The organism is Streptomyces sp. TSRI0281 (assembly GCF_001905125.1).
Lineage (GTDB): Bacteria > Actinomycetota > Actinomycetes > Streptomycetales > Streptomycetaceae > Streptomyces.
Window position 1 is genome coordinate 1,132,277 of sequence record NZ_LWLE01000001.1, and the last position, 22,619, is coordinate 1,154,895.

At 71.8% G+C, this 22,619-nt stretch carries 21 protein-coding genes and 1 pseudogene; 12 read left to right on the forward strand and 10 right to left on the reverse strand.

Annotated elements, in window-relative coordinates; translation table 11 throughout:
• Positions 1–131: 131 nt before the first annotated feature.
• The 3 genes from A6A29_RS05310 (at position 132) to A6A29_RS05320 (ending at position 3,250) form a co-directional block, all read left to right on the forward strand.
• Entirely contained in the window at positions 132–707 is a 576-nt protein-coding gene (locus A6A29_RS05310) for a TerD family protein (RefSeq protein ID WP_073718690.1), read from the forward strand.
• A 160-nt stretch (positions 708–867) separates the two neighbouring features.
• The gene (locus A6A29_RS05315; protein ID WP_241838323.1) at positions 868–1,524 is read left to right on the forward strand and encodes a GNAT family N-acetyltransferase; all 657 of its coding nucleotides are present in this window, start codon (positions 868–870) and stop codon (positions 1,522–1,524) included.
• A gap of 139 nt (positions 1,525–1,663) precedes the next feature.
• The gene (locus A6A29_RS05320) at positions 1,664–3,250 is read left to right on the forward strand and encodes a M4 family metallopeptidase (RefSeq protein WP_073718691.1); all 1,587 of its coding nucleotides are present in this window, start codon (positions 1,664–1,666) and stop codon (positions 3,248–3,250) included.
• Positions 3,251–3,347: 97 nt separating this feature from the next.
• Here the strand turns inward: A6A29_RS05320 and A6A29_RS05325 are convergent, their stop codons facing one another.
• The 5 genes from A6A29_RS05325 to A6A29_RS45715 form a co-directional block, all read right to left on the reverse strand.
• Entirely contained in the window at positions 3,348–4,790 is a 1,443-nt protein-coding gene (locus A6A29_RS05325) for a M1 family metallopeptidase (RefSeq protein WP_073718692.1), read from the reverse strand.
• Positions 4,791–4,881: 91 nt separating this feature from the next.
• On the reverse strand, positions 4,882–6,120 hold the full coding sequence (locus tag A6A29_RS05330; protein ID WP_079182574.1) for a YncE family protein: 1,239 nt from the start codon (positions 6,118–6,120) through the stop codon (positions 4,882–4,884).
• A complete protein-coding gene (locus tag A6A29_RS05335) occupies positions 6,117–6,713 on the reverse strand; it encodes an ankyrin repeat domain-containing protein (protein WP_073718693.1) in 597 nt (198 codons plus the stop codon). The genes A6A29_RS05330 and A6A29_RS05335 overlap by 4 nt, the downstream gene beginning before the upstream one ends.
• Positions 6,714–6,793: 80 nt before the next feature.
• Positions 6,794–7,351: a GlcG/HbpS family heme-binding protein gene (locus A6A29_RS05340; protein ID WP_073718694.1), complete on the reverse strand. Its 558-nt coding sequence runs from the start codon at positions 7,349–7,351 to the stop codon at positions 6,794–6,796.
• Positions 7,352–7,558: 207 nt separating this feature from the next.
• Positions 7,559–7,699: a hypothetical protein gene (locus tag A6A29_RS45715; RefSeq protein ID WP_198953012.1), complete on the reverse strand. Its 141-nt coding sequence runs from the start codon at positions 7,697–7,699 to the stop codon at positions 7,559–7,561.
• On the opposite strand from A6A29_RS45715, the gene A6A29_RS05345 reads away from it, so the two are divergent.
• The 3 genes from A6A29_RS05345 (at position 7,653) to A6A29_RS05355 (ending at position 10,441) form a co-directional block, all read left to right on the forward strand.
• Positions 7,653–9,080 carry a sensor histidine kinase gene (locus tag A6A29_RS05345; RefSeq protein ID WP_385731386.1) on the forward strand — a complete coding sequence of 476 codons (1,428 nt, stop codon included), beginning with the start codon at positions 7,653–7,655 and terminating at the stop codon, positions 9,078–9,080. The genes A6A29_RS45715 and A6A29_RS05345 overlap by 47 nt on opposite strands.
• Positions 9,077–9,715, forward strand: a complete 639-nt coding sequence (locus tag A6A29_RS05350; protein ID WP_073718695.1) for a response regulator — start codon at positions 9,077–9,079, stop codon at positions 9,713–9,715. The genes A6A29_RS05345 and A6A29_RS05350 overlap by 4 nt, the downstream gene beginning before the upstream one ends.
• Before the next feature lie 228 nt (positions 9,716–9,943).
• Positions 9,944–10,441 carry a hypothetical protein gene (locus A6A29_RS05355; RefSeq protein ID WP_073718696.1) on the forward strand — a complete coding sequence of 166 codons (498 nt, stop codon included), beginning with the start codon at positions 9,944–9,946 and terminating at the stop codon, positions 10,439–10,441.
• A gap of 119 nt (positions 10,442–10,560) precedes the next feature.
• On the opposite strand, the gene A6A29_RS05360 is transcribed toward A6A29_RS05355, so the two are convergent.
• Entirely contained in the window at positions 10,561–11,259 is a 699-nt protein-coding gene (locus A6A29_RS05360) for a pentapeptide repeat-containing protein (RefSeq protein ID WP_073718697.1), read from the reverse strand.
• Positions 11,260–11,363: 104 nt separating this feature from the next.
• Between A6A29_RS05360 and A6A29_RS05365 the strand changes: the two genes are divergently transcribed.
• Positions 11,364–12,557 (forward strand): phytoene desaturase family protein, encoded by a 1,194-nt coding sequence (locus A6A29_RS05365; RefSeq protein ID WP_073718698.1) that lies wholly within the window; start codon positions 11,364–11,366, stop codon positions 12,555–12,557.
• A gap of 212 nt (positions 12,558–12,769) precedes the next feature.
• Entirely contained in the window at positions 12,770–13,771 is a 1,002-nt protein-coding gene (locus A6A29_RS05370; protein ID WP_073718699.1) for a zinc-binding dehydrogenase, read from the forward strand.
• A 154-nt stretch (positions 13,772–13,925) separates the two neighbouring features.
• Here the strand turns inward: A6A29_RS05370 and A6A29_RS05375 are convergent, their stop codons facing one another.
• Positions 13,926–14,402: a GNAT family N-acetyltransferase gene (locus tag A6A29_RS05375; protein ID WP_073718700.1), complete on the reverse strand. Its 477-nt coding sequence runs from the start codon at positions 14,400–14,402 to the stop codon at positions 13,926–13,928.
• 117 nt (positions 14,403–14,519) lie between these two features.
• Positions 14,520–15,282: pseudogene (locus A6A29_RS05380) on the reverse strand (aminoglycoside phosphotransferase family protein).
• Between the two features lie 18 nt (positions 15,283–15,300).
• Here A6A29_RS05380 and A6A29_RS05385 point away from each other — a divergent pair.
• Positions 15,301–16,077, forward strand: a complete 777-nt coding sequence (locus tag A6A29_RS05385; protein WP_338012852.1) for a rhomboid-like protein — start codon at positions 15,301–15,303, stop codon at positions 16,075–16,077.
• 83 nt (positions 16,078–16,160) lie between these two features.
• Positions 16,161–17,567, forward strand: coding sequence for an NAD(P)/FAD-dependent oxidoreductase (locus tag A6A29_RS05390; protein WP_073718701.1), 1,407 nt, complete (start codon positions 16,161–16,163; stop codon positions 17,565–17,567).
• 45 nt (positions 17,568–17,612) lie between these two features.
• Here the strand turns inward: A6A29_RS05390 and A6A29_RS05395 are convergent, their stop codons facing one another.
• Together A6A29_RS05395 and A6A29_RS05400 are read right to left on the reverse strand one after the other, a co-directional pair.
• On the reverse strand, positions 17,613–18,836 hold the full coding sequence (locus tag A6A29_RS05395) for a serine hydrolase domain-containing protein (protein ID WP_241838324.1): 1,224 nt from the start codon (positions 18,834–18,836) through the stop codon (positions 17,613–17,615).
• A gap of 143 nt (positions 18,837–18,979) precedes the next feature.
• Positions 18,980–19,621 carry a TetR/AcrR family transcriptional regulator gene (locus tag A6A29_RS05400; RefSeq protein ID WP_073718702.1) on the reverse strand — a complete coding sequence of 214 codons (642 nt, stop codon included), beginning with the start codon at positions 19,619–19,621 and terminating at the stop codon, positions 18,980–18,982.
• A gap of 117 nt (positions 19,622–19,738) precedes the next feature.
• Between A6A29_RS05400 and A6A29_RS05405 the strand changes: the two genes are divergently transcribed.
• Complete coding sequence (locus tag A6A29_RS05405) at positions 19,739–21,295, forward strand: acyl-CoA synthetase (RefSeq protein WP_073718703.1); 1,557 nt, start codon at positions 19,739–19,741, stop codon at positions 21,293–21,295.
• 98 nt (positions 21,296–21,393) lie between these two features.
• Positions 21,394–22,569 (forward strand): acyl-CoA dehydrogenase family protein, encoded by a 1,176-nt coding sequence (locus A6A29_RS05410; RefSeq protein WP_073718704.1) that lies wholly within the window; start codon positions 21,394–21,396, stop codon positions 22,567–22,569.
• Positions 22,570–22,619 lie beyond the last annotated feature (50 nt).

Sequence of the window (22,619 nt, forward strand, 5' to 3'; positions counted from 1 at the left end):
ATCGGGCCAGAAGTTCGGCAAAGAAAGTAAAGCGACCAGGAACCTCGTGGTCCATTGCCTGCGTTATGACGGGTGACGGTAGCTTTCGTGATGACACGAAGCCCGTACACGACGAAGGAAAGGGACTTCCCATGGCTGTAAGCCTGTCCAAGGGCGGCAACGTCTCGCTCACCAAGGAGGCACCGGGCCTGACCGCCGTTACGGTCGGCCTCGGCTGGGACGTCCGCACCACCACCGGCACCGACTTCGACCTCGACGCCTCGGCGATCGCGGTCAACCCGGCGGGGAAGGTCGTCTCCGACGGCCACTTCGTCTTCTTCAACAACAAGTCGACGCCGGACCAGACCATCGTCCACACCGGTGACAACGTCACGGGCCAGGGCGAGGGCGACGACGAGCAGATCAACGTCAACCTGGCGGGTCTGCCGGCCGACGTGGACAAGATCGTCTTCCCGGTCTCCATCTACGACGCCGAGAACCGCAACCAGAACTTCGGCCAGGTCCGCAACGCGTTCATTCGCATCATCAACCAGGCCGGCGGCACCGAGCTCGCCCGCTACGACCTGAGCGAGGACGCCGCCACCGAGACCGCCATGGTCTTCGGCGAGCTCTACCGCAACGGTGCCGAGTGGAAGTTCCGCGCGGTCGGCCAGGGCTACGCGAGCGGGCTGGCCGGTATCGCCAAGGACTTCGGCGTCAACCTCTGACGCGCTCCTGACTGTTCCACGGGAGCCCCCGGCCGTACCCGGCCGGGGGCTCCCGTGCGTCGCGGGCGGTTCGTGCCGCGCTTCCGGTACGCCCGTGCGTCGCGGGCCGGGAACGCCGCGCCTCCCGAAGTTCCCGCGCCTCCCGGAGTTCCCGCGCGTCGTGGAACTCCCGCGCGTCGTGGAACTCCCGTACGTCCCGAAGTTCCCGTACGTCGCGGACGGCGGCGGCATGGGTGCATACCTCAAGGGGCCCGGTACGCCCCCGCGTAGGGTGCGCCGCATGATCATCGAACCGCTGGGCCTCGACACGGTGACCCACGACATCCCCGGTCCGCTGCTCACCGAACTCGCCGCGCTCTACGCCTCCAACCAGGCGTTCCATCAGCTCAGCGGCGACTTCCCGGACCCGGACGACGTCCGCCCCGAGCAGGTCGCCGCCGCACTCGCCGACGATCTGGCCCACCCGGACGCCGAGGTGCTGCTCGCCCGTTCGCACGGCGCGCTCGTCGGCGTCGCCGTGACGCTCGCCCAACATCCGGACCCGGCCGATCCCGACCCCTGGATCGGCCTCCTGATGGTCGACGCCGGGCGGCAGCGCTCCGGGTACGGGCGGCAGTTGGCCGGGTTCGTCGCCGAGCGGTTCCGGGCGGCGGGACGGGACGGCCTACGGATCGCGGTCCTGGAGAACAACCCTCGCGCGCTCGCCTTCTGGACCTCACTCGGTTACGAAGTCATCGGCCATCGGCCGGACCGTCAACTGGGCCGCCCCTGCGCGGTGCTGCGCACCTCACTGCACCCCCTCAAGTCCGCCGAATAACGGACACACATGGACTCCAGTCGGACAAGAACTGGTCAAAAACTTGTGAGGCAATTGTCGGCACACCGTCAAAGACGGTCATTCGGTGGCACGCTCTCCGCTCGTAGTCCCCCCACAGGACGACCTACGGAGAACTCAGATGACCCTCCACATGAACACCCGTCGTGCCGCGACCCTGGCAGCAGTGGCCGCCATGGTGGTCGCGGGCGTGCAGGCCGGTTCGGCCGGCGCCGCCCCCAAGGCCGCGGACAACGGAGACTCCTCGTCCCGCACCGCCTCCGCCTCCGCGCTCGGTGTGAACACCGCGTCGCAGCGCGGCACGGCCATCAAGTCCGCCCAGGCGGACGCGGCTTCGGCGGCCGACTCCCTCGGGCTCGGCAGCCAGGAGAAACTGATCGTCCGTGATGTGATCAAGGACGCCAGTGGCACGGTGCACACCCGCTACGAGCGCACCTACGCCGGACTGCCGGTCCTCGGCGGCGACCTCGTCACCCACATCGCGGGCAACGGCAAGCTCAAGAGCGTCGACAAGGCGACCAAGGCCCCGATATCGGTGCCGTCGACCACGCCGAAGGTGAAGAGCGCCGCCGCCGCGCGCAAGGTGATCTTCGCGGGCAGCGGCAAGCCCGTCCTCGCGTTCGAGACCGTGAAGACCGGGGTGCAGAAGGACGGCACGCCCAGCAAGCTGCACATCATCACGGACGCCGTCACCGGCAAGAAGCTGCATTCCTTCGAGGCCATCGAGACCGGCACCGGCAACAGCCAGTACAGCGGCGAGGTCGAGGTGTCCACGACGCAGGGCGGCTCGGGCTTCGAGCTGACCGACGGCGAGCGCGGCGGCCACAAGACGTACGACCTCAACCAGGGCGAGAGCGGCACCGGCGACCTCGTCACGGACGACGACGACACCTGGGGCGACGGCACCGGCAACGACCGCCAGACCGCTGCGGTCGACGCCCACTACGGCGCCGCGAAGACCTGGGACTTCTACAAGTCCGCGCTCGGCCGGGACGGCATCGCGGGCGACGGCAAGGCCGCGTACTCCCGCGTCCACTACGGCGACGCGTACGTCAACGCGTTCTGGGACGACAGCTGCTTCTGCATGACGTACGGCGACGGGGCCGACAACAAGAGCGCCCTCACCGCCCTCGACGTCGCCGGTCACGAGATGAGCCACGGTCTGACCGCGGCCACCGCCAACCTCGACTACGTCGGCGAGTCCGGCGGTCTCAACGAGGCGACCAGCGACATCCTCGGCACCTCGGTGGAGTTCTTCGCCGACAACGCCACGGACGTCGGGGACTACCTCATCGGCGAGGCGATCGACATCAACGGCGACGGCACCCCGCTGCGCTACATGGACAAGCCCAGCAAGGACGGCGGCTCGGCGGACTCCTGGGACTCCAGCGTCGGCGACCTGGACGTGCACTACTCGTCCGGCGTCGCGAACCACTTCTTCTACCTGCTGTCCGAGGGCAGCGGCGCCAAGACCATCAACGGGGTCGACTACGACTCCCCGACCTCCGACGGCTCGACGGTCACCGGCATCGGACGCGAGAAGGCCTACCAGATCTGGTACAAGGCCCTCTCCGTCTACATGACGTCCTCCACCGACTACGCGGGCGCGCGCGTCGCGACCGAGAAGGCGGCGACCGACCTGTTCGGCGCGGACAGCCCCGAGCTCAAGGCCGTGGGCGACGCCTGGACCGGCGTCAACGTGAAGTGAACCCGTGCATGATGCAGTGCAGTGGTGAAGTAGTGCGGTGACGTAGTCACCAGCTGTTCCGCGGCTGGTGAGTGCGGTGACGTGTGGTGGGAGCCGGTCAGCCCTCGGGCGGCCGGCTCTCGCCGTACAGCCAGGTGTCCCACAGCTCCGTCAGGTCCTGCCCGCTCTCCTCCTCCACGTACGCGATGAAGTCCTCGGTCGACGCGTTGCCGTGCCGGTGGGCCTTCGGCCATCCGGCGATCAGGTCGAAGAACGCCTCGTCGTCGTCCATGGCCAGCCGGATCTCATGGATGACCATCGCCCCGCGCCCGTACACCGGCGGCTCGGAGATGTCGGCGGCCGACGGCGGTTTCGCGGGCGGGAAGGCCCAGTTCTCGTCGTCGTCGAACGCCTCGTCGAAGCTGTCCTGGGCCGGGGTGTCCTCGAAGTCCTCGCTCCAGATCCACTCCGCGTACGTCGCGAAACCCTCGTTCAGCCACATGTCCTGCCAGGTGGCGGGCGTGACAGAGTTCCCGAACCACTGGTGGGCCAGCTCGTGGACGAGGAGCCCGGTGTCGGGCGGGCCAGGGAAGAACGGCCGGTTCTGGGTCTCCAGGGCGTACCCGGCATCGTCCTCGCGGTCGATGATCACGCCGGTGGAGGTGAACGGGTACGGGCCGAAGTTCTCCGCCGCCCACTCCATGACCTCCGGGAGCCGGCCGAGCGCCGGGGCACTCTCCTCCGCCACCTCCGGGTCCACGGCCGTGAACACCTCGATGCCGTCCGGGGTGACCGACTCCTTCGTCTCGAACTTCCCGATGGCGACGGTGGCGAGGTAGCTCGCCATGGGTTCCGGCGTGTGCCAGCTGAACGTGGTGCGGTCCCCCTCCGTACGGCGGGCGGCCGGCTCTCCGTTGGAGACGGCCGTCAGCCCCTTCGGCACGGTGACCTCGATGTCGTACGTGGCCTTGTCGCTCGGGTGGTGGTTGCCGGGGAACCAGGCCATGGAGCCGGTCGGTTCGCCGAGGGCCAGCGAGCCGTCCGCGGTCCGCAGCCAGCCCTCCTCCGACTCGTCGGCGTCGGTGATGGTCTGCGGGGAGCCGGAGTAGCGGACGACCGTACGGAACGTCCTGCCCTTGCGCAGCCGGTCCTCGACGTCCGCGTCCGGGCGCAGGGTCAGTTCCTTGCCCGCCCGGTTGACGGCGGCCGGGCGGCCCTCGACGGTGGCGCTCTCGACGTCGAGCCCGGCGAGGTCCAGGTGGAAGGCGCTGAGGTCCTGGGTGGCGCGGGCGGTGATCTCCGCCGTGCCCCGCAGCCGGTGTGCGGTGGGGTCGACATCGAGGGTCAGACCGTAGTGCGTGACGTCGTAGCCGCCGTTGCCCAGCTTGGGGAAGTACGGGTCGCGCAGCCCGGCCGCACCGGGTGTGCCCGTCACCCCGCCCGTGCAGGCGGAGACGGAGCCGAGAACGGCGAGCGCGAGCAGCAGGGCGGCCGCAGGCGTCGTGCGCCGTATCGGAGTGTGCCCCGTCGGGGCTCGCCGTATCGGGGTTCGTTGATCCACACCGATGATCCTATGTGCGGAATGTCGGAGTCGGCAGGTGGTCGTCGGAGTCGGCGGGTGGTCGTCGGCGGCGGCGGGGTGAGCGGGGTGATCAGAGGACGGCGATACCCAGGGGACGTTCGCCCGCGTCGATCCGCACCGGTGCGCTGTACCCGTCCCCGTCCCCGTCCCCGTCGTCGTCGTGGAGGTCGACCACCGTGATGCCGTTCCAGTAGCCGTCGCGGGTGAAGCCCCCCGTGACGTACGCGGTACGGCCGTCCTCGGACACCGCCACCTCCTCGTGCGGGCCCTCCAGGGGGACGACGCGCTCCTTGCCGTCCGGGCTGCGGACGGTGAGGGAGGGGTCCTCGTCGTCCGCGGCGATCGGGCCGGTTCCGACGACGAGGAGGGTGCCGTCAGGGGCGAGGGCCGCTCCGTGCTGGTGCGTGTCGGCGGTCATCCTCTCGATCGTCACCTTGCCGGTGCGCGGGTCCAGGACCGCGAGCCGTTCGCCCTCGAACGGCAGGAGCAGCTTTCCGTCCGCCGGGCGTACGACGGCGTAGTGCGGCTTCAGCCAGGAGCCGAGACCGCCCTCGGTGCCGTACGGGGCGACTTCCCTGCGCCGCGGTTCCAGCGTCGTCGTGTCCACCACCGTCACGTCGAAGGAGTCGTGGCCGGTGGCGTACACCTCGCCGCCGTCGGGCGAGACGTCCACGTCGAAGGGGCGGCGGCCGACCGGAACGGTGTCGGTCACCTCACGGGTCGCTGTGTCGATGACCTCCAGCGTCCCGTTGCCGCCGGGGACGTTGACGCCGACGTAGACGTGCCTGCCGTCGGGGGCGAGGGCGATGCCCATCCCGCCGCCCCGGTACTCGCCGGTCGTGACCGGGCCGCTCTCCGTCTCGTACGGGACGAGTGCCTGCCGGGTCCGGGTCGCGGTGTCGATGACGGCGACCCCTTCCGCGGTCGCCACCCAGGCCCGCCCGTCCTTGCCGACGACGAGCCCGTAGGGGGCGGTGCCCGCCTTCACCGTGGCGATGGGACCGCGGCCCTTGCCGGGCCTCGGGTCGACAAAGGTCACGGTGTCGCTGCCGAAGTCGGCGACGAGAAGGGTGCCCCGGGGGGTGGTGACGGCGGGCCTCTGGTCCGCCGGGCCGCTGCGGGCGGCACGGGGCTCCTCCGGGGCGCCCGGGGCGGTGCCGTCCGCCGTCGGACCAGCAGCGTCCGTCGTGCTGTCCGTCGCGCATCCGGCGAGTACGGCAGCCGCGGCGAGGGCCAGGACCACCCGGCGTGCGGTAGTGGCCCCCAGTACCGCCCGGCGTGCGCCGGCCCGGCGCCCGGTCGTCGTCATCGGTCGTCCCGGAGCAGTGCCACGATCTCCGCGAAGCCGCGCCGTTCGGCGTGGGCCAGGGCCGTGACCCCGTCGCCGTCCGGCAGACCGGGCGTCGCCCCGGCCGCGAGGAGCACCTCCACGATCTCCTGGTGCGCCCGGCCGCCGTCGCCGAGGATCACGGCTTCCAGCAGGGCGGTCCAGCCGAGCCGGTTGACGTGGTCGACGTCGATGTCCGTGACCCGGAGCACCTCCCGTACGTACGCGACATGGCCGCGCTCGGCGGCGGGGATGAGCGAGATGCCGCCGAACCGGTTGCGGAGCGTCAGATCCGGACCGGCCGGAAGCAGGACGTGCAGCATCGCGACGCTTCCGGTCACGCCGGTGGCGAGCCAGGGGCTGTCCTCGCGCCGGTCCTGGGCATCCGGATCGGCGCCCGCCGTCACCAGCAGCCGGGCCGCCTCGACATGGTCGCCGTGGACGGCGAGGAGCAGTGGGGTGCGCAGTTCCTCGTCGCGGGCGTCGACGCGGGCGCCGCCCTCGATCGCGGTCCGCGCTCCGGCGGTGTCGCCGGTGCGCGCGGCGGTGAGCAGGTCGTGATCGAGGGCGTTCATGCGCTTCTCCGTACGTGGGTCGGTGGGGTTGCCGCCGCGACGGGGCGGTCGCGGCGGCGGGCGGTCACCGTAGCGGGCGGTTACCGGGCGAGGGCGGCGACGCCCGCCGCGGCGAACTTCTCGTCGAGGTCGCCGCTGGGGGCGCCGGCCACGCCGATGCCCGCCACCGGGGCGCCCTTGACCTGCACCGGGGCGCCGCCCGCGAGGAACAGGGTGCCGGGGATGTCCTTCAGGTTCGGGGCCTGCTCCAGGCGCTTGACCAGCTCGGAGGTGGGCGCGTTCCAGGAGACGGCGGTGTACGCCTTCTTCACGGCCGACTCGGGGGACTGCGGGCCCGCGCCGTCGCCGCGCAGGGTCACGATGGTGTTGCCGTTGCGGTCGACGACGGCGACGGAGACGCGCTGGTTGTCCTTCTTCGCGGCGTCCAGGGTGGCCTGCGCGGCCTTGGTCGCGGCGGCCACGGTCAGGTGGGTGCTCTGCTGGAGGTTCCGGTCGGCGGCGTCCGCCGTGACGGCGGCGGCGGGGGCGGCGGCCCGGGTGGAGGCGTTCGCGGACATCGCGCCGAAGGTTCCGGCACCGAGGGCGGCGGCGGCAACGGCACCGGTCAGGACGCGGGTGCGCAGCGACATCTTCTTCATGGTGGGCTCCTTGTGGCTTGTGCTCTGGTGACTGGGGTTTCGCTGTTTCGCTCTGCTATCGATCCTCCGGCCGCATCCGGCCCCGTACGGTCGGCGTACCGGCTGGAGGAGCCGCGCAGGTCGGCCGACGGCCCCATCGGCCGATCGGTTGATGCGGGGGTGGTCGGTTCGGGCCACCATGGAGAGGTCTGCGCAGGTCAGCAGCGGTCAGCAGTACTCAGCGGCGGGCGGCAGCAGACGGCAGTTGGCAGGCGGCAGCGGGTCGTCCACCGGATCGTCGACGGGGAGTGCGAGGTACGAGGTGCAGCACCGCAGCGAGCCGTCGCACCCCGACCGTGCCCCGGGCACGCACCCCGGCCCTCTCTCGGGCGCCGACCCCATCCGTTCGGGGGATGGATGGCGTTCGGGCGCCGACCCCATCCGTCCCCCGAACGCAGATCCCGGCCGTCCCCCGGGCGCAGATCCCGGCCCGACCGCCGCCGACCCCGACGCCCGATGGCTGGCGCTCCTCATGCACGCCGCGTTCTTCCTGCTGCTCGGCGCCTCGCTCACCCGGTTCCTGATGCGGCACCCCGGCGAGGACCGCACCCCGTGGATCATCGCGCTGTCGGTCGTCCTCGCCGCGCTCTACCTGGTGGGGCCGGTGCTCGGTTCCCGCCCGACGCCCCGCAGGCTGACCTGGCTCGGGATTCTCGTCGTCGTGTGGATGGTGCTGGTCGTCCTCGCGCCGAGCTTCGCGTGGTGTGCGGTGCCGCTGTTCTACACGGGGCTGCGGATACTCCCACCACGCGCCGCACTCGCCCTCGTCGCGCTGCTGACCGCGTTCGTCGTCGCCGCACAGCTACGGCTGGCGACGGGGTTCGACCCGAATCTGGTGCTCGCCCCGCCCGCCGTCGCGGCCGTGGCGACCGCCGTCTTCGTCCATATGCAGCGTCAGGCGGTACGCCAACGGGAACTGGCCGCACGGCAGCGCGAGCTGATCGACGACCTGCTGCGCACCCGGCGCGAACTGGCCGCCACCGAACGCCGCGAAGGCACCCTCGCCGAACGCCAGCGGCTCTCCATGGAGATCCACGACTCCCTCGCGCAGGGCCTCTCCAGCCAGCAGATGCTGCTCCAGGCCGCCGACCGCACCTGGGAGAACGACCCGGCCGCCGCCCGCCGCCATGTCCGTACGGCGACCGGTATCGCGGAGCGCAACCTCGCCGAGGCCCGCCGCTTCGTCCACGATCTGGCCCCGGCCGATCTGGCGGAGGGCGGCGGTCTGGAGGCGGCGCTGCACGCACTCGCGGCCCGTGAGACGGCCCAGACCCAGGGCGCGGTCGCCGTCCGCTGCCATGTGGAGGGGACCGCGCACACCGCGCTGCCCGACCGGGTGCAGTCGGCGCTGCTGCGGATCGCCCAGGGGGCCCTGGCGAACGTACGCGAGCACGCGGGCGCGACGGCCGCCGGACTGACCCTGACGCACCTGGACGACCGGGTGGTCCTCGACATCGCCGACAACGGCCGGGGCTTCACCCCCTCGGCACCGGAGCCGCGCCCGGCGGGCGGCGTACGCGGCCACGGGCTGCCCGCGATGCGGGCCCGGGTGCGCCAGCTCGGCGGAACACTGACGATCGAGTCCGCACCGGGCGAGGGAACGGTGCTCTCGGCGGTCGTCCCCCTCACCCCCGTACCGCCCCCCGTTCCGCGCAACGGCCCGCAGAACCCCCCGGAGGAATCCGCATGACCGCGACCGCGACCGTCCGCATCCTGCTCTGCGACGACCACGCCGTCGTACGCGCCGGGCTGCTCGCCCTGCTCGGCAGCGAACCGGACATCGAGGTCGTCGGCGAGGCGGGCAGCGGCGAGGAGGCGGTGGCCCTGGCCGCCCGGCTCGCTCCGGACGTCGTGCTGATGGACCTCCAACTGGGCGAGGGCATCGACGGTGTCGAGGCCACCCGCCGGATCACCGCGGCCGGAAGCGGAACCGTTCATGTGCTGGTGCTCACGACGTACGACACGGACGCGGACATCACCCGCGCGATCGAGGCGGGAGCCACCGGCTACCTGCTGAAGGCCGAACGCCCGGAAGAACTGTTCGCCGCGATCCACTCGGCGGCCCAGGGCCGCACGACGCTCTCCGCTCCGGTGGCCAGCCGGGTCATGGCCCGGATGCGCAAGCCGGTGCCCACCCTCACCGAACGCGAACTCGACATCCTGGGTCAGCTGTCGCGGGGGCTCGGCAACCGGGACATCGCCCGCGCCCTGTTCATCAGCGAGGCCACGGTCAAGACCCACCTGGGCCGGATCTACGACAAGCTCGGCGTCGACACACGGGCGGGCGCCGTCGCCGTCGCGAAGGAACAGCGCCTGCTGGCCTAGGCAAGGAAGGCAGGCAGGACGGCAGGCAGAAGAACAGGCAAGGGCCGCGGGCACAGGCGACGGCGTAGGCGTAGGCAGTACGCGCCGCCGCCGGTACGCGCCGACGGCAGTGCGCACCGGCGGCGGCCACGCAGGCAGGGCGTCCACCGCCCGGCCGCGTCAGGCGGGGCGCCCACCGCTCACCCGATCGTGTCGGCCTCCCGTCACCGGGCATGACACCATCGACCCGTGCTCGACATCGGCTACTCCCTCTCCCGGCGCTTCCCTGATCCCCCGCAGACCGACTACCGCCGTGCGGACGTCCATGCCCTGCGGCACGACCTGTTCTCCGGGGACGTCTATCTCGCGGACACCAAGGCGGACCGCGAAGTATCCACAGCCTGGGGATGGGTTCCGGTGCTCGACTTCGCGTGGGCGCTGTGCGACATCGTCGAGCAGATCGACCAGGACCCCCGGGGCAACCGCTCGCACCGGCAGCAGTACGCCGAGCTGGACTTCACCGAGTCCACGGACCGGATGATGTTCGAGCGGCGCTTCGGCTGGGTCGACGTCGAGGCCGACTGGATGCCCGGCGACGAGCCCCCGCTGACCTTCAGCCACTCCCTCCTGCGCCGTGAAGCCCGCGACTTCCTGCACGACCTGATCGCCGATCTGGCCGACATGCACGACGGACTCACCGAGAACCCCGTGATCTGGGACCTCCAGGCCCGCTTCCCCCGTATGTGACCGGCCCCGGGCCCCGAGCCCCCGGAACCGGCCACCCGAGCGCCCCGGCGGCAGGCGGCGCGCCGCGCGCGGCGGAATCACGCGCCCCGGCGCCCCGCGCCCGTCACGCCCCGCGCCCGTCACGCCTCCACCCGCACTCCGATCTGCGCCGCGAACGCCGGTGCCAGCTCCATCAGCTGGACCGGGCTGATCACCGCACCCGCCAGCCGCTCCACCCCCCAGGCGATGTCCAGCTCGGCGACCGCCCGCAGATCCACCGACTCCATCCGCGCCGCGCTGAAGTCGACCCGCTTCAGCACACAGTCCCGGAACTCCACCCGCACCAGCTGCGCGTCCCCGAAGTCCGGCTCGGACAGCACACAGCCCTCGAACACGACGTCCTTCAGCCGGGCCTTCCGCAGATTCAGGTAGTCGATCTTCCCGCCGCGCACCACCACCCGCTCCAGCACCGCTCCGTGCAGCTGCACCCCGCCCAGCCGCGCGTCCACGATCTCCACGTCACGCAGCGACGCCCCGGCGAGATCGGTGCCCACCCCCCGTACCCCCGTGAGCACCGAATCGATGAAGCGGGCCCTGACCAGCTCCGTACGGTCCAGGGCACAGCCCTCCAGCGCGCAGTCCATGAAGCGGGCGCCCGGACCCGACTGGTCCGCGAGGTCCACCGCGTCGAACCGCACACCGTCGTAGTCCCCGTCCGGCTCCAGCTCCGCCCCCTCGTACGGAACGAGCGGCGGCAGCCGCACCTCCGGACGCCGGGCCGCCGCCACGGTGTCCTTCTTGCCTCTGGTCCTGCCCGCGCTTCCTGCCATGCCCCCCATCGTGACGCACGACACTGACAACGCCCCGCCCCGATGTCACACACCACCACCGCCCGACCGTCACGTACGCAGAAGCGCCCCACAGCCAAGGGAGAAACCCAGCCATGCAGCGCATCCACGTCATCGGCGGCGGCTTCGCCGGGCTCACCGCCGCGGTCACCGCCGCCGAATCCGGCGCACAGGTCACCCTCCACGAGGCCCACCACACCCTCGGCGGCCGGGCCAGGACCGCCGAAGGCCCGTACCGCACCAACGAGGGGCCGCACGCCCTGTACAACGGCGGGCCCCACTGGACCTGGCTCGCCCGACGCGGTCTCCTCGGGCCCGTCGCCGCCGTACCGCTCCTCGAAGGCACCCGCTTCCGCTTCCGCCGCGACGGCGTCTCCCGCAGGACCCCGCCCCTCGCCATGCTGCGCCTCGCCCGCCGCAGCGCCCGGCACGCCCCCGTCGACGCGGACTACCTCGGCTGGGCCACCGGCCAGGTCGGCGAGGAAGGGGCCCGCGCGGCGGCGCACTACATGGGCGTGGCGCTCTTCCACCACGACCCCGGTTCGCTCTCCGCCGTCTTCGTCCAGGAACGCTTCCGCCGCGCCGCCGCGCTCCCGCCCGAGGCGCGCTACCCGGTCGGCGGCTGGGCCCAGGTGGTCGACCGGATGGCCGCCCGCGCCCGGGACCTCGGCGTACGCGTCGAGACCAACGCCCGGGTCGACGCCCCCGCCCTCGCCGCCCTGGCACGGACCGGCCCCGTCATCGTCGCGACCTCCCTGGACGCCGCCCGTACCCTGCTCGACGATCCCGCACTGACCTGGGACAGCGGCCGTACGGCGCTGATCGACCTGGCGGTACGGACCCGGCGGGGCGACGCGTTCGTGGTGTCCGACCTGGACGCTCCGGGCTGGATCGAGCGGTTCAGCGCCCAGGACCGCACCCTCGCCCCGGCCGGCGAACAGCTCGTGCAGGGCCATGTCCCGATCGCTCCCGGCGCCCCGAAAGCGGACGGTGTCGCCCGCGCCGAACAACTCCTCGACCTCGGCTTCCCCGGCTGGCGCGACCGCGTCACCTGGCGCCGCGAGGCCCTCGCCACCGGGCGTACGGGTGCGGTCGACCGGCCCGGCACCACCTGGCGGGACCGCCCGTCCCTCATCCGGGGCGACGGCATCTTCCTCGCGGGCGACCAGGTGGCGGCCCCGGGGCTCCTCAGCGAGGTGTCGTTCAACAGCGGCATCGAAGCGGCGACGCTCGCGCTGAAGGCCACCGAACGGCGCACGGACACCGGAGCGGACCTCAGGAGCGCCTGACACACCGTGACACCCGCGACACCCGTGACGCGCATGACACCCGCGACACGCATGACACCGATGACGCGGACGACGCCCACCGCGCCCACGACGCCCATGACGCCATGACGCGGGGAGGAGCCGCGAACCGTCCGATGGACCGGGTTGACCTCAAGGCCGCTTGAGGTCACAGGCTGGGGACAACCGACAGCGACCACCCCGGGGAGACCACCATGCACGCCGTCCGCCTCCACGCCTTCGGCCCCGCCGAAAACCTCACCCACGAGTCGGCCGAGGACCCCGTGCCCGGCCCCGGCCAGGTCCGGATCGCCGTGGCCGCGGCCGGCGTGCACCTCCTCGACACCGCCCTGCGCGAAGGCATGACCGGCCCGTACCCGGCCCCGGCCGAACTGCCCACCATCCCCGGCCGGGAAGTCGCCGGAACCGTCGAATCGCTCGGCGAGGGCACCGACCCCGGCTGGCTCGGCAAGCGCGTCGTCGTGCACCTCGGCATGGCCCCCGGCGGTTACGCCGAACTCACCGTCGCCGACGCCGACCGGCTCCACGAGATCCCGGCCGGGCTCGACGAGGCCGAGGCCGTCGCGATGATCGGCACCGGCCGCACGACCCTGGGCATCCTCCGGTTCACCGAACTGGGCCCCGACTCCGTCGTCATCGTCCCCGCCGCCGCGGGTGGCATCGGCACGCTGCTGGTGCAGTACGCCAAGAACGCCGGAGCCACCGTCATCGGCCTCGCGGGCGGCCCCGCGAAGGTCGCCGCGGTCAAGGACAACGGCGCCGACCTCGCCGTCGACTACACGCTCCCCGACTGGCCCCGCACGGTCCGCGGCCACCTGGAGTCGCTCGGCCGGCGCGCCACCGTCGTCTACGACTCCGTGGGCGGAGTCACCGCCCGCGCCGCCGTCGACCTCCTCGGCGAGGGCGGAGCGCACATCGTCTTCGGCTGGTCCGGCGAGGACCTCCACGAAGGAAAGCCGCTCTCCTTCACCCCCGGGGAACTCGCCGCGCGCGGCATCACGTCCGAGAACGTGCTCGGCCCCGCCATGATCCGCAAGGGCGGCGGGCTGCGCGCCCTGGAGACCCTGGCCCTCGCCGAGGCCGCGGCCGGCCGACTGCGGCCCACCATCCAGCGCTACCCGCTCGCCGAAGCGGCGGCGGCCCATCGCGCCCTGGAAACCCGCGGCACGATGGGCAAAGTCGTCCTGGAACCGTAACGGCGCAACGAGCAGTGCGGCGCGGACCGGGACCCGGTCCGCGCCCGGACGAGAAGGCGGGGCCGCGAAGGCGCGAGGACATGAGGGCACGAAGGCCCGGGAAAGCTGGGCCCCCGACCCCACAACCCCGAGAACCCGGCGTCCCGGGCCCCGTTCAGCTCACGCCGAGCTCCGCCAGCGCCCCGTCCGTCAGCCGGTACACCGTCCACTCGTCCTGCGGCCGCGCGCCCAGCGACTCGTAGAAGGCGATGGACGGGGCGTTCCAGTTCAGCACCGACCACTCCAGGCGCTCGTACCCGCGCTCGGCGCAGATCCGCGCCAACTCCGTCAGCAGCGCCTTCCCGTGGCCGCCGCCGCGCCGCTGCGGACGCACGTACAGGTCCTCCAGGTAGATGCCGTGGACCCCGCGCCAGGTCGAGAAGTTGAGGAACCACAGCGCGAACCCGACGACCTCGCCGTCCCCGTCCGACACCGCGACATGCGCGTACACGGCGGGCCGCTCGCCGAACAGCGCCTCGTGCAACTGCTCCTCGGTGGCGTTCGCCTCGTGCAGGGCCTTCTCGTACTCGGCCAGGTCACGCACCATGGCGTGGATGACCGGGACATCGTCGGGAGTAGCGGTACGAATCATGGGGGCAGCGTAAACACGTCTCCCCCGCGCCCCACGACTGCCCCTGCCCGTACAGCCCCTGCCCCGAGCCCCGCCCGTACAGTCCCTGCCCCGAGCCCCCGCCCGTACAGCCCTGCCCTATCCCCGCCCCAGCAACTGCCGGCCGATCTCCACATGCCCCTCCGGCAGCCGTACCTCGCCGTCCTCGATGTCCCACAGCCCGTCCTGGAGCACCCGGCCAAGCGTCCAGGCCCGCGCCCGCCCCCGGTCCCGGTCCATCCCCAGCGCCTCCGTCAACGCGTCGAACCGCCACCGCACTTCCGCCGCGTCGAACCGGTTGCCCAGGGCCGGGAACAGGTCGAAGCCCGGGTCCCCGGCCAGCGGCTTCGGGTCCAGCGCCAGCCACTCGTGCGCCCGGCACCGCGTCCAGCATCCGCGCCGCGATGTCCCCGAGCCCGCGCAGTCCTTCCGGAGCCGGTACGGCCACCAGCCGGGCCAGCACCTGCGCGAGGACGCCCACCGCCTCCCGCGCGTCGGCCACGGCCGACAGCGGGCGGCGTTCGTCCAGCCGCTCCAGCAGCATCGTGCCGGTCAGCGGATCGTGGTCCAGCAGCCCCACCGCCCCGGACCCCGTCGCACCCCAGACCCGCAGGGCGACCGGCTCGCCCACCGACTCCTCGTCCAGCAGCTGGAGTTTGAGGGCCGCCGGGCACCCGTCCGACTCCCGCACCACCGGCAGCACCAGCGCGCTCACGCCGTACATCGCGGCCCCGTCCCGCCGCAGCCCCCACTCCTCCAGGAATCGGGCGGCCAGCGCCGGCAGTGTGGCGATGAACGCCCGCCCGGCCTCCCCGTTGTACTTGGACTGGGTCTCGATCAGGGCATCCGGAATGTCGATCACGCCTCCGATCGTAGGCCCGTGCGTCAATCGGTTATGCCCCAGAACCAGCCGGAGGACAAGCCGGAGCACATCCCGGCCCACGTCCCTGCGCACGTCACGGCGAGCCACCAGGAGAGCGGGCCGGAGAGCGGGCCGGAAGCCCGTCCGGCCAACAGCGGGGCCACCACCGCTCGCGCTGCCCGCACCGCCCTCCGCCGCTGGATCACCACCGCCCCCGGCACGTACGTCTGGCTGGCGATCCTCTTCGCCACCACCGTCGTCATGCACCGGATGTCGCCGGACTTCGAGGAGGACTTCCTGCGACAGCGCTCGACCAACATCCACGAGCTCTCGCAGAACCCGGTCCGGGTCCTCGTCTCCAGCGCCCTGTGGATCGACGGCGGCCGATGGCTCCCGTACGCCGTCCTGTTCACCGTCTTCCACGCCACCGCCGAACACTGGCTCGGCACCCTGCGCTGGCTCACCGTCGCCGCCGCCGCCCACGTCCTCGCCACCCTCGTCAGCGAGGGCGTCCTGGCCTGGGCGATCCGGCACGGCCACGCACCGCAGTCCTCCGCCAACACCCTGGACATCGGGGTCAGTTACGCGCTCGCGGGGGTGGTCGCCGTCCTCGTCTACCGCATCCCCCGCCCCTGGCGGCACGTGTACGCCTTCGCCGTCCTCGTCTTCTACGGCATCCCGCTCATCACCGGCCGCTCCTTCACCGACCTGGGCCACTTCACCGCCGTACTGATCGGACTCGCCTGCTACCCGCTGACCCGTCACCCCCGCCCCCGGGGCCCGCGCAGCTCCTGAGCTCCGCACGAGACGAAACGCCCCGCGGCGCAGTAACGTCCCGCCACACGTACTCTCGGCGCACATCGGACAGCAGGGGCATCATGAACACCGTCAGTACCGTCAACGGCGGCATATCGTTCTGGTACGCGCGGGAGGGCACCCCCACTCCCCGCGAACCCCTGCCGGGCGACGCGACCGCCGACGTCTGCATCGTCGGCGGCGGTTACACCGGACTCTGGACGGCGTACTACCTCAAGAAGGCCGTCCCCTTCCTCAACATCACCGTGCTGGAAGCCAAGTTCTGCGGATACGGCGCCTCCGGGCGCAACGGCGGCTGGCTCTACAACGGCATCGCGGGCCGCGACCGGTACGCGAAACTCCACGGCCACGACGCGGCGGTCCGGCTCCAGAAGGCGATGAACAGCACCGTCGACGAGGTCATCACCGTCGCCGCCGAGGAGAACATCGACGCCGACATCCACCGGGGCGGCGTCCTGGAAGTGGCCCACACCCCGGCCCAGCTCGCCCGCCTCAAGGACTTCCACTCCGTCGAGATCGCGTTCGGCGAGACCGACCGCGTCCTGCGCGGCGCCCGCGAGACCGCCGAACGCGTCAACGTCACCGGAGCCATCGGCTCCACCTGGACCCCGCACGGCGCACGGCTGCACCCGGTCAAACTGGTCAAGGGCCTCGCCGACACCGTGGAAGCCCTCGGCGTCACCCTCCACGAGTCCACCCCCGTCACCGAGATCAGACCCAAACACGCCGTCACCCCATACGGCACGGTCCGCGCCCCATACATCCTGCGCTGCACCGAGGGCTTCACCGCGAACCTCAAGGGCCACAAGCGCACCTGGCTCCCGATGAACTCCTCGATGATCGCGACCGAACCGCTCCCCCGGTCCGTCTGGGACACCCTCGGCTGGGACGGCCGCGAAACGCTGGGCGACCTGGCGCACGCCTACGTCTACGCCCAGCGCACCGCCGACGACCGCATCGCCCTGGGCGGCCGCGGCGTCCCCTACCGCTACGGCTCGGCCGCCGCGCGGTCCGGCGACGGCCGCACCCGGCCCGCCACCGTCGAGGCCCTCCGCGACCTCATGGTCCGGCTCTTCCCCACCACGGCCGGCGCCCGCATCGACCACACCTGGTCCGGCGTCCTCGGCGTGCCCCGCGACTGGTGCGCCACCGTCTCCCTGGACCGCTCCACCGGTCTCGGCTGGGCGGGCGGCTACGTCGGCTCCGGCGTCGCCACCGCCAACCTCGCCGCCCGCACCCTGCGCGACCTGATCCAGCAGGACTCCGGCCAGGCGGGCCCCACCGACCTGACCGCCCTGCCCTGGGTCAACCACAAGGTCCGCCGCTGGGAACCCGAACCGCTGCGCTGGCTCGGCGTCCACGGCATGTACGCCGCCTACCGCGCCGCCGACCGACGGGAAGCCACCTCCCCGCGCACGGGCACCGACCCGATCGCCAGGGTGGCGGACCGCATCGCCGGGCGGCACTGAGACACGGGCGTTCCCGGCCGCCCTTCGAGCTCCGCCGGGCGCACGTCAGCCGTTGAGGTGTGCGCCGATCTGGAGGAACGCCTGGACCAGCGGGGCCGGGGGCACCGCCGGTGACATGACCTGCGAGGCGAAGTGCGTGACGACCAGGTCGAGTCCGGGCGAGACGAACAGCCGCTGACCATGGATCCCGCTCGCCATGAAGGAGCCGTACGGGTCGTTCGGGATCCACCACAGGTCGTGGTACGAGAGGGTGGCCGGCGTCGTCCCGGGGGCGCCGGGAAAGCGGACGCGCCGGGGGTAGCCGTCGGGGACCCCGGTGGCGATGGCGGCGGCGACGGATTCCGGCACCACCTGGAGATCCCCGACAGCACCGCCGCAGCGGAGCATCTCGCCGAGCCGGGCCACATCGCGTGCGGTCGCGCTGAAACCGCCGCAGGCCGACTCGGCGCCTTCGGAGTCGAGGACGTAGTACGCGTCCTCCTCCGCCCCGATGCGGGACCACAGGAGTTCGGACAGGAGCGCGGACGTGGTGGTTCCGGTGATCCGGCGCAGGACCTCGGCAAGCGCCTCGACATTGCCGTTCTCGTAGCGGAATCCGGTGCCGGGGGCGGCGGTCGCCCGTGCGGTGGCGAGGTGTTCGCGGATACTCGCCGGGCCCGTGTAGCCGTACGGGCGGAGCCGGGGGGCCACGATGGCGGCGTACCGCTGGGCCTCCAGTGCCTTGTCGTACGGGCGGCCCGCGTAGCTCATCCACGTGCCCATATGGAGCAGATGGTCGACGTCGGCCTCACCGAAGGCGGTGCCGGACAGCTCGGGGACGTACGTGGAGACGCGCGTCGTCCGGTCGAGCAGCCCCTGGTGCTCCAACAGCGCCGCCAGCAGGCCGATGTAGGACTTCGCCGCCGAGGCGTTGAAGTGCGGGATGTGGGACTCGTAGCCGTGCAGATAGGTCTCGTGGGCGACGTTCCCCCGGTGCAGGACGAGGAAGGCGTCGGTCTGCGCCGCGTCGAACAGTTCGCGGAGGGTGAGGACGCGGCCGTCCGGGGCGGTGATCGGGAGGCTGTCGAGGCCGTGCCCGCCGTCCGCCGTCGGCAGCTCCCGGGGCGGAGCCGTCAAAAGCTCCTGGGGCCGGTTCCGGCCTCGCCAGACACTGCGGCTGGGCACCGTCTCACGGCCCGCCGTGGTGAACCGGCGCACCCACGCCGGATCGGTGAACCCCCGTGCCCAGGTGAGGTCTGCCAGGGAGGACATTTCCGCCGTCTGCGCCATGCGCTCGCTCCTGTCGGTTCAGAGTACCGACAGTTACCATACAGAGTGTCCAGTAACTTGGAACCCCTGAGACGCACCCGGAACTCGATGGGAACGCGGGACGTGAGGCGAATGCGGGACGTGAGGCGAATGCGGCACAGCCCTCAGGGCGCGATGTCCAGTGCCCCCGGGGCGTCCGAGGGCGCCAGCCCCGAGGCCCACACCCGCCCGTACACCGACAGGTCCCGCAGATATCCCGTGACCTCGGCCGCGCTGTAGCCCGTGTCGCTCTCCACCCACCACGTCAGCACGCCGATCAGCTCACCCGTCCACGCCCTCGCGATGACGTCGAACGGGACGCGCGGCGTGACGCCGAGCTGCGCGGCCCGCTCGCGGAAGAGGCGCTCGACCCGGCCGCAGATGATCTCGATGAACTCGCGCAGGGCCCGGCCGTCGCCCTCACCCCGGAGAATCACCTGGTAGACAGGCTTCTCCTGCTCCGCGTGCTGGAAGATGTAGAGCACCGGAAGGCCGGTGAAACCCTGGGCCTGAGCCTGCTCGATGGCGGGCAGCAGCCGATCCCTGTCCTCGGCGAGCTCCCGGACGACACCGACGAGCAGGTCCTCCTTGTCGCGGTAGTGCGCGTAGAAGGTCGCACGGGCGACATCGGCGCGCTCGGCGATCTCCTCCACCGTGATCGCGTGGAACCCCTTGTCCAGGACGAGGTCGACGAGGGCCGAGCGCAGCGCCTGGCGGGTGCGGCGGACACGGCGGTCTTCGGCGGGCTTCGGGGCTGCTGGCTTCATGTCCGGATTATTTCCTCTTCGTTCGAACCGTTGACCTGAGACTAACGCTGCACTTACGTTCCCGGACGTAGAGATTGTTTCTGAACAGAGTGTTCAGTAACTGTGCCTGGAGTCGCGATGAACCTCGGACGATACGTACGCAGGACAAGCAGCCATCAACCCGACGCCGAAGCCGTGGTCTGCGGACCGACCCGGCTCACCTACGCGGCCCTCGACGAGGACAGCGACCGGCTCGCCACCGCACTGCGCGGCCTGGGGCTGCGCAAGGGCGACTGTGTGGCGACCCTGGCGGCCAACCGCGCGGAACTCGTCGTCACGGAAGTGGCCCTCTACAAGGCGGGGATGGTCCGCGCCCCGGTCAACGCCCGGCTCGGCGAGCGGGAAGTGGCCCATCTGCTGCGCGAGTCGGGGGCACGCGTCCTCCTCGCCGACGCCGCCCACCTGGCAGCGGCACAGCGCGCGGTGCCCGGCAGCGAGGTGACGACGGTGATCGGCTACGACGGTCCGGGCGACCCCGGTCCCGGCTACGCCGATGTCCTCGCCGCCACCGCCCCCGAACCCGTCGACGTCGACTGCGCGGACGAGGACCCGGCCGTCCTGCACTTCACCTCCGGCTCGACGGGCAGGCTCAAGGCCGCGATCCAGACGTACGGCAACCGCGCCGCGGTGATGCGCAAGATGGTGATGGGCCCGGACACCCGCGTCGGGCCGGGCGACAAGCAGATCCTGGCCGGGCCCGTGACCCACGCCTCGGGCATGCCCCTGCTGGGGATCCTCTTCGCCGGCGGATGCGCGATCGTGCTGCCCCGCTGGGATGCCGAGGACTTCCTCGCCACCGTCCAACGGGAGTGCGCAACACACGCGTTCGTCGTGCCGACCATGATCAACACGATCCTGGCGCTCCCGGACGCCCGCGCCCACGACGTATCCAGCCTGCGTCAGCTGATCTACGGTGCGGCGCCCATGTCACCTCGGCGCATCCGCGAGGCATGGGAGCTGTTCGGGCCGGTGCTGTCCCAGGGGTACGGCTGCGGGGAGACCACCTCGGGCGTGCTGTTCCTGTCGACCGAGGACCATCGGCGCGCCATCGAGGGGCTCGACGAGGAGCTGCTGCTGTCCTGCGGCAGACCGCGGGCCGAGGCCGAGGTCGCGGTCGTCGACGCCAACGGGGCGCCGGTGCCCGACGGGGAGATCGGCGAGATCGCCGTACGCGGCCCGGACGTCGTACCCGGCTACTTCAACGAGCCGGCCCTCACCGCCGAGACCTTCCGCGACGGCTGGTTCCTCACCGGAGACCTCGCCCGCCGCCGCGCGGACGGCTATGTCTTCATCGTCGACCGCAAGAAGGACATGATCATCTCCGGCGGTTTCAACATCTACGCCGTCGAGGTCGAGTCCGTACTGCACCAGCACCCGGACGTGTACGAGGCGGCCGTCATCGGAGTCCCGGACGAGCGGTGGGGCGAGGCGGTCAAGGCCGTCGTCGTCCCGCGCGCGGGCGCCGCGCTCGACGCGTCCGAGCTCATCGAGTTCTGCGCCCGGCACCTGGCCCGGATGAAGAAGCCGCGCTCGGTCGACCTCGTCGCCGCGCTCCCGCACAACCCCAACGGCAAGATCGACCGCCGCGCCCTCCGCGACCCCTACTGGGCGGGCGCCGAGCGCCGCGTCCACTGAGGCCCACCTGCGACCTCCGCCTCCGCTTTTCGCCTTCGCTTTTCGCCCTTCGGAGCGCCACGCCGCCCTCCCGAACCCGCCGAACAGGAACCCGCACCGTGCCCTTCACCCTCGAACCCTCCTACGACGACCACCCGCGCCTCCAGGGCCTGGTCGTGGACCTGCGCCGCTACCTCCACGAGGAACTCATCCCGTACGAGCGCGAGCGCGGGCTCACCGCCGAGAGCAAGCTGGACCGGCCGACCCTCGAACACGTCTGGAAGCGCAGCCGCGAACTCGGCTTCTACGGCATCAGCCTGCCGCCGGAGCTGGGCGGACAGGGCCTGAGCCTGTGGGAACTCTGCGCGCTCAAGGAGGAGTTGACCGCCTCGGGCGCCGCACTGTCGCACTCGGTCCTCGGCGACATGGGCGGACCGCTGCGCGCGGGCTCCGTCGTGCAGTACGCGACCGAGTACCAGCTGGAGCGCTATCTGCTGCCCGTCATCCGGGGCGAACGCGCCTGCTGCTTCTCCATCACGGAGGAGGACGCGGGCTCGGACGTACGCCGCATGACCACCACCGCCACCCCGGACGGCGACTCGTACATCCTCACCGGCCGCAAGGTGTTCAGCTCGGCCGCGCCGTTCGCCGACTTCGCCATCGTCGTCGCCCGCATGGCGTCGGCCGATGACACAGAGACGTACAGCGCGTTCCTCGTCGACCTCGACAGCCCCGGCTGCCGGGTCCTGGACGGCGAAGTGCCCATGTCCGGGCAGCAGATGGAGGGCGACCTCGACTTCGACGGCTGCCGCGTCCCCGCCGCGAACCTTCTGGGCGAGGTGGGCCAGGGCCTGCGCATCGGTATCGGCCGCATCACCCTCAACCGGCTCCTCCACTGCCCCTCGCTCATCGGAGCGGCCCGGCGCGCCTGGGACCTGTCCGTCGCGTACTCCAAGAGCCGCATCGCCTTCGGTCAGCCGCTGCTCGCCCTCCAGGCCATCCAGCACAAGCTCGCCGACATGGCCACCGACATCTACGCGGCCCGCTCCACGGTCATGGCCACGGCCGCCCGCGCCGACCAGGGCGCGAACATCGGCGTCGAGGCCAACATGTGCAAGCTGCTCACCGCCGAATCCTGCTTCCGCGTCGCCGACCAGGCGGTACAGATCCACGGCAAGGCGGGACTCACCCGCGGCCACGAGGTCGAACAGATCTTCCGCACGCTGCGCATGTTCCGCGTGGTCACCGGCACCAGCGAGATCCACAAGAACGCGATCGCCAAGTCCCTCGTCTGACCGGAAGCCCGTACGACCGGCCCCACTGCCCGACCGAGGCACACCGAGGC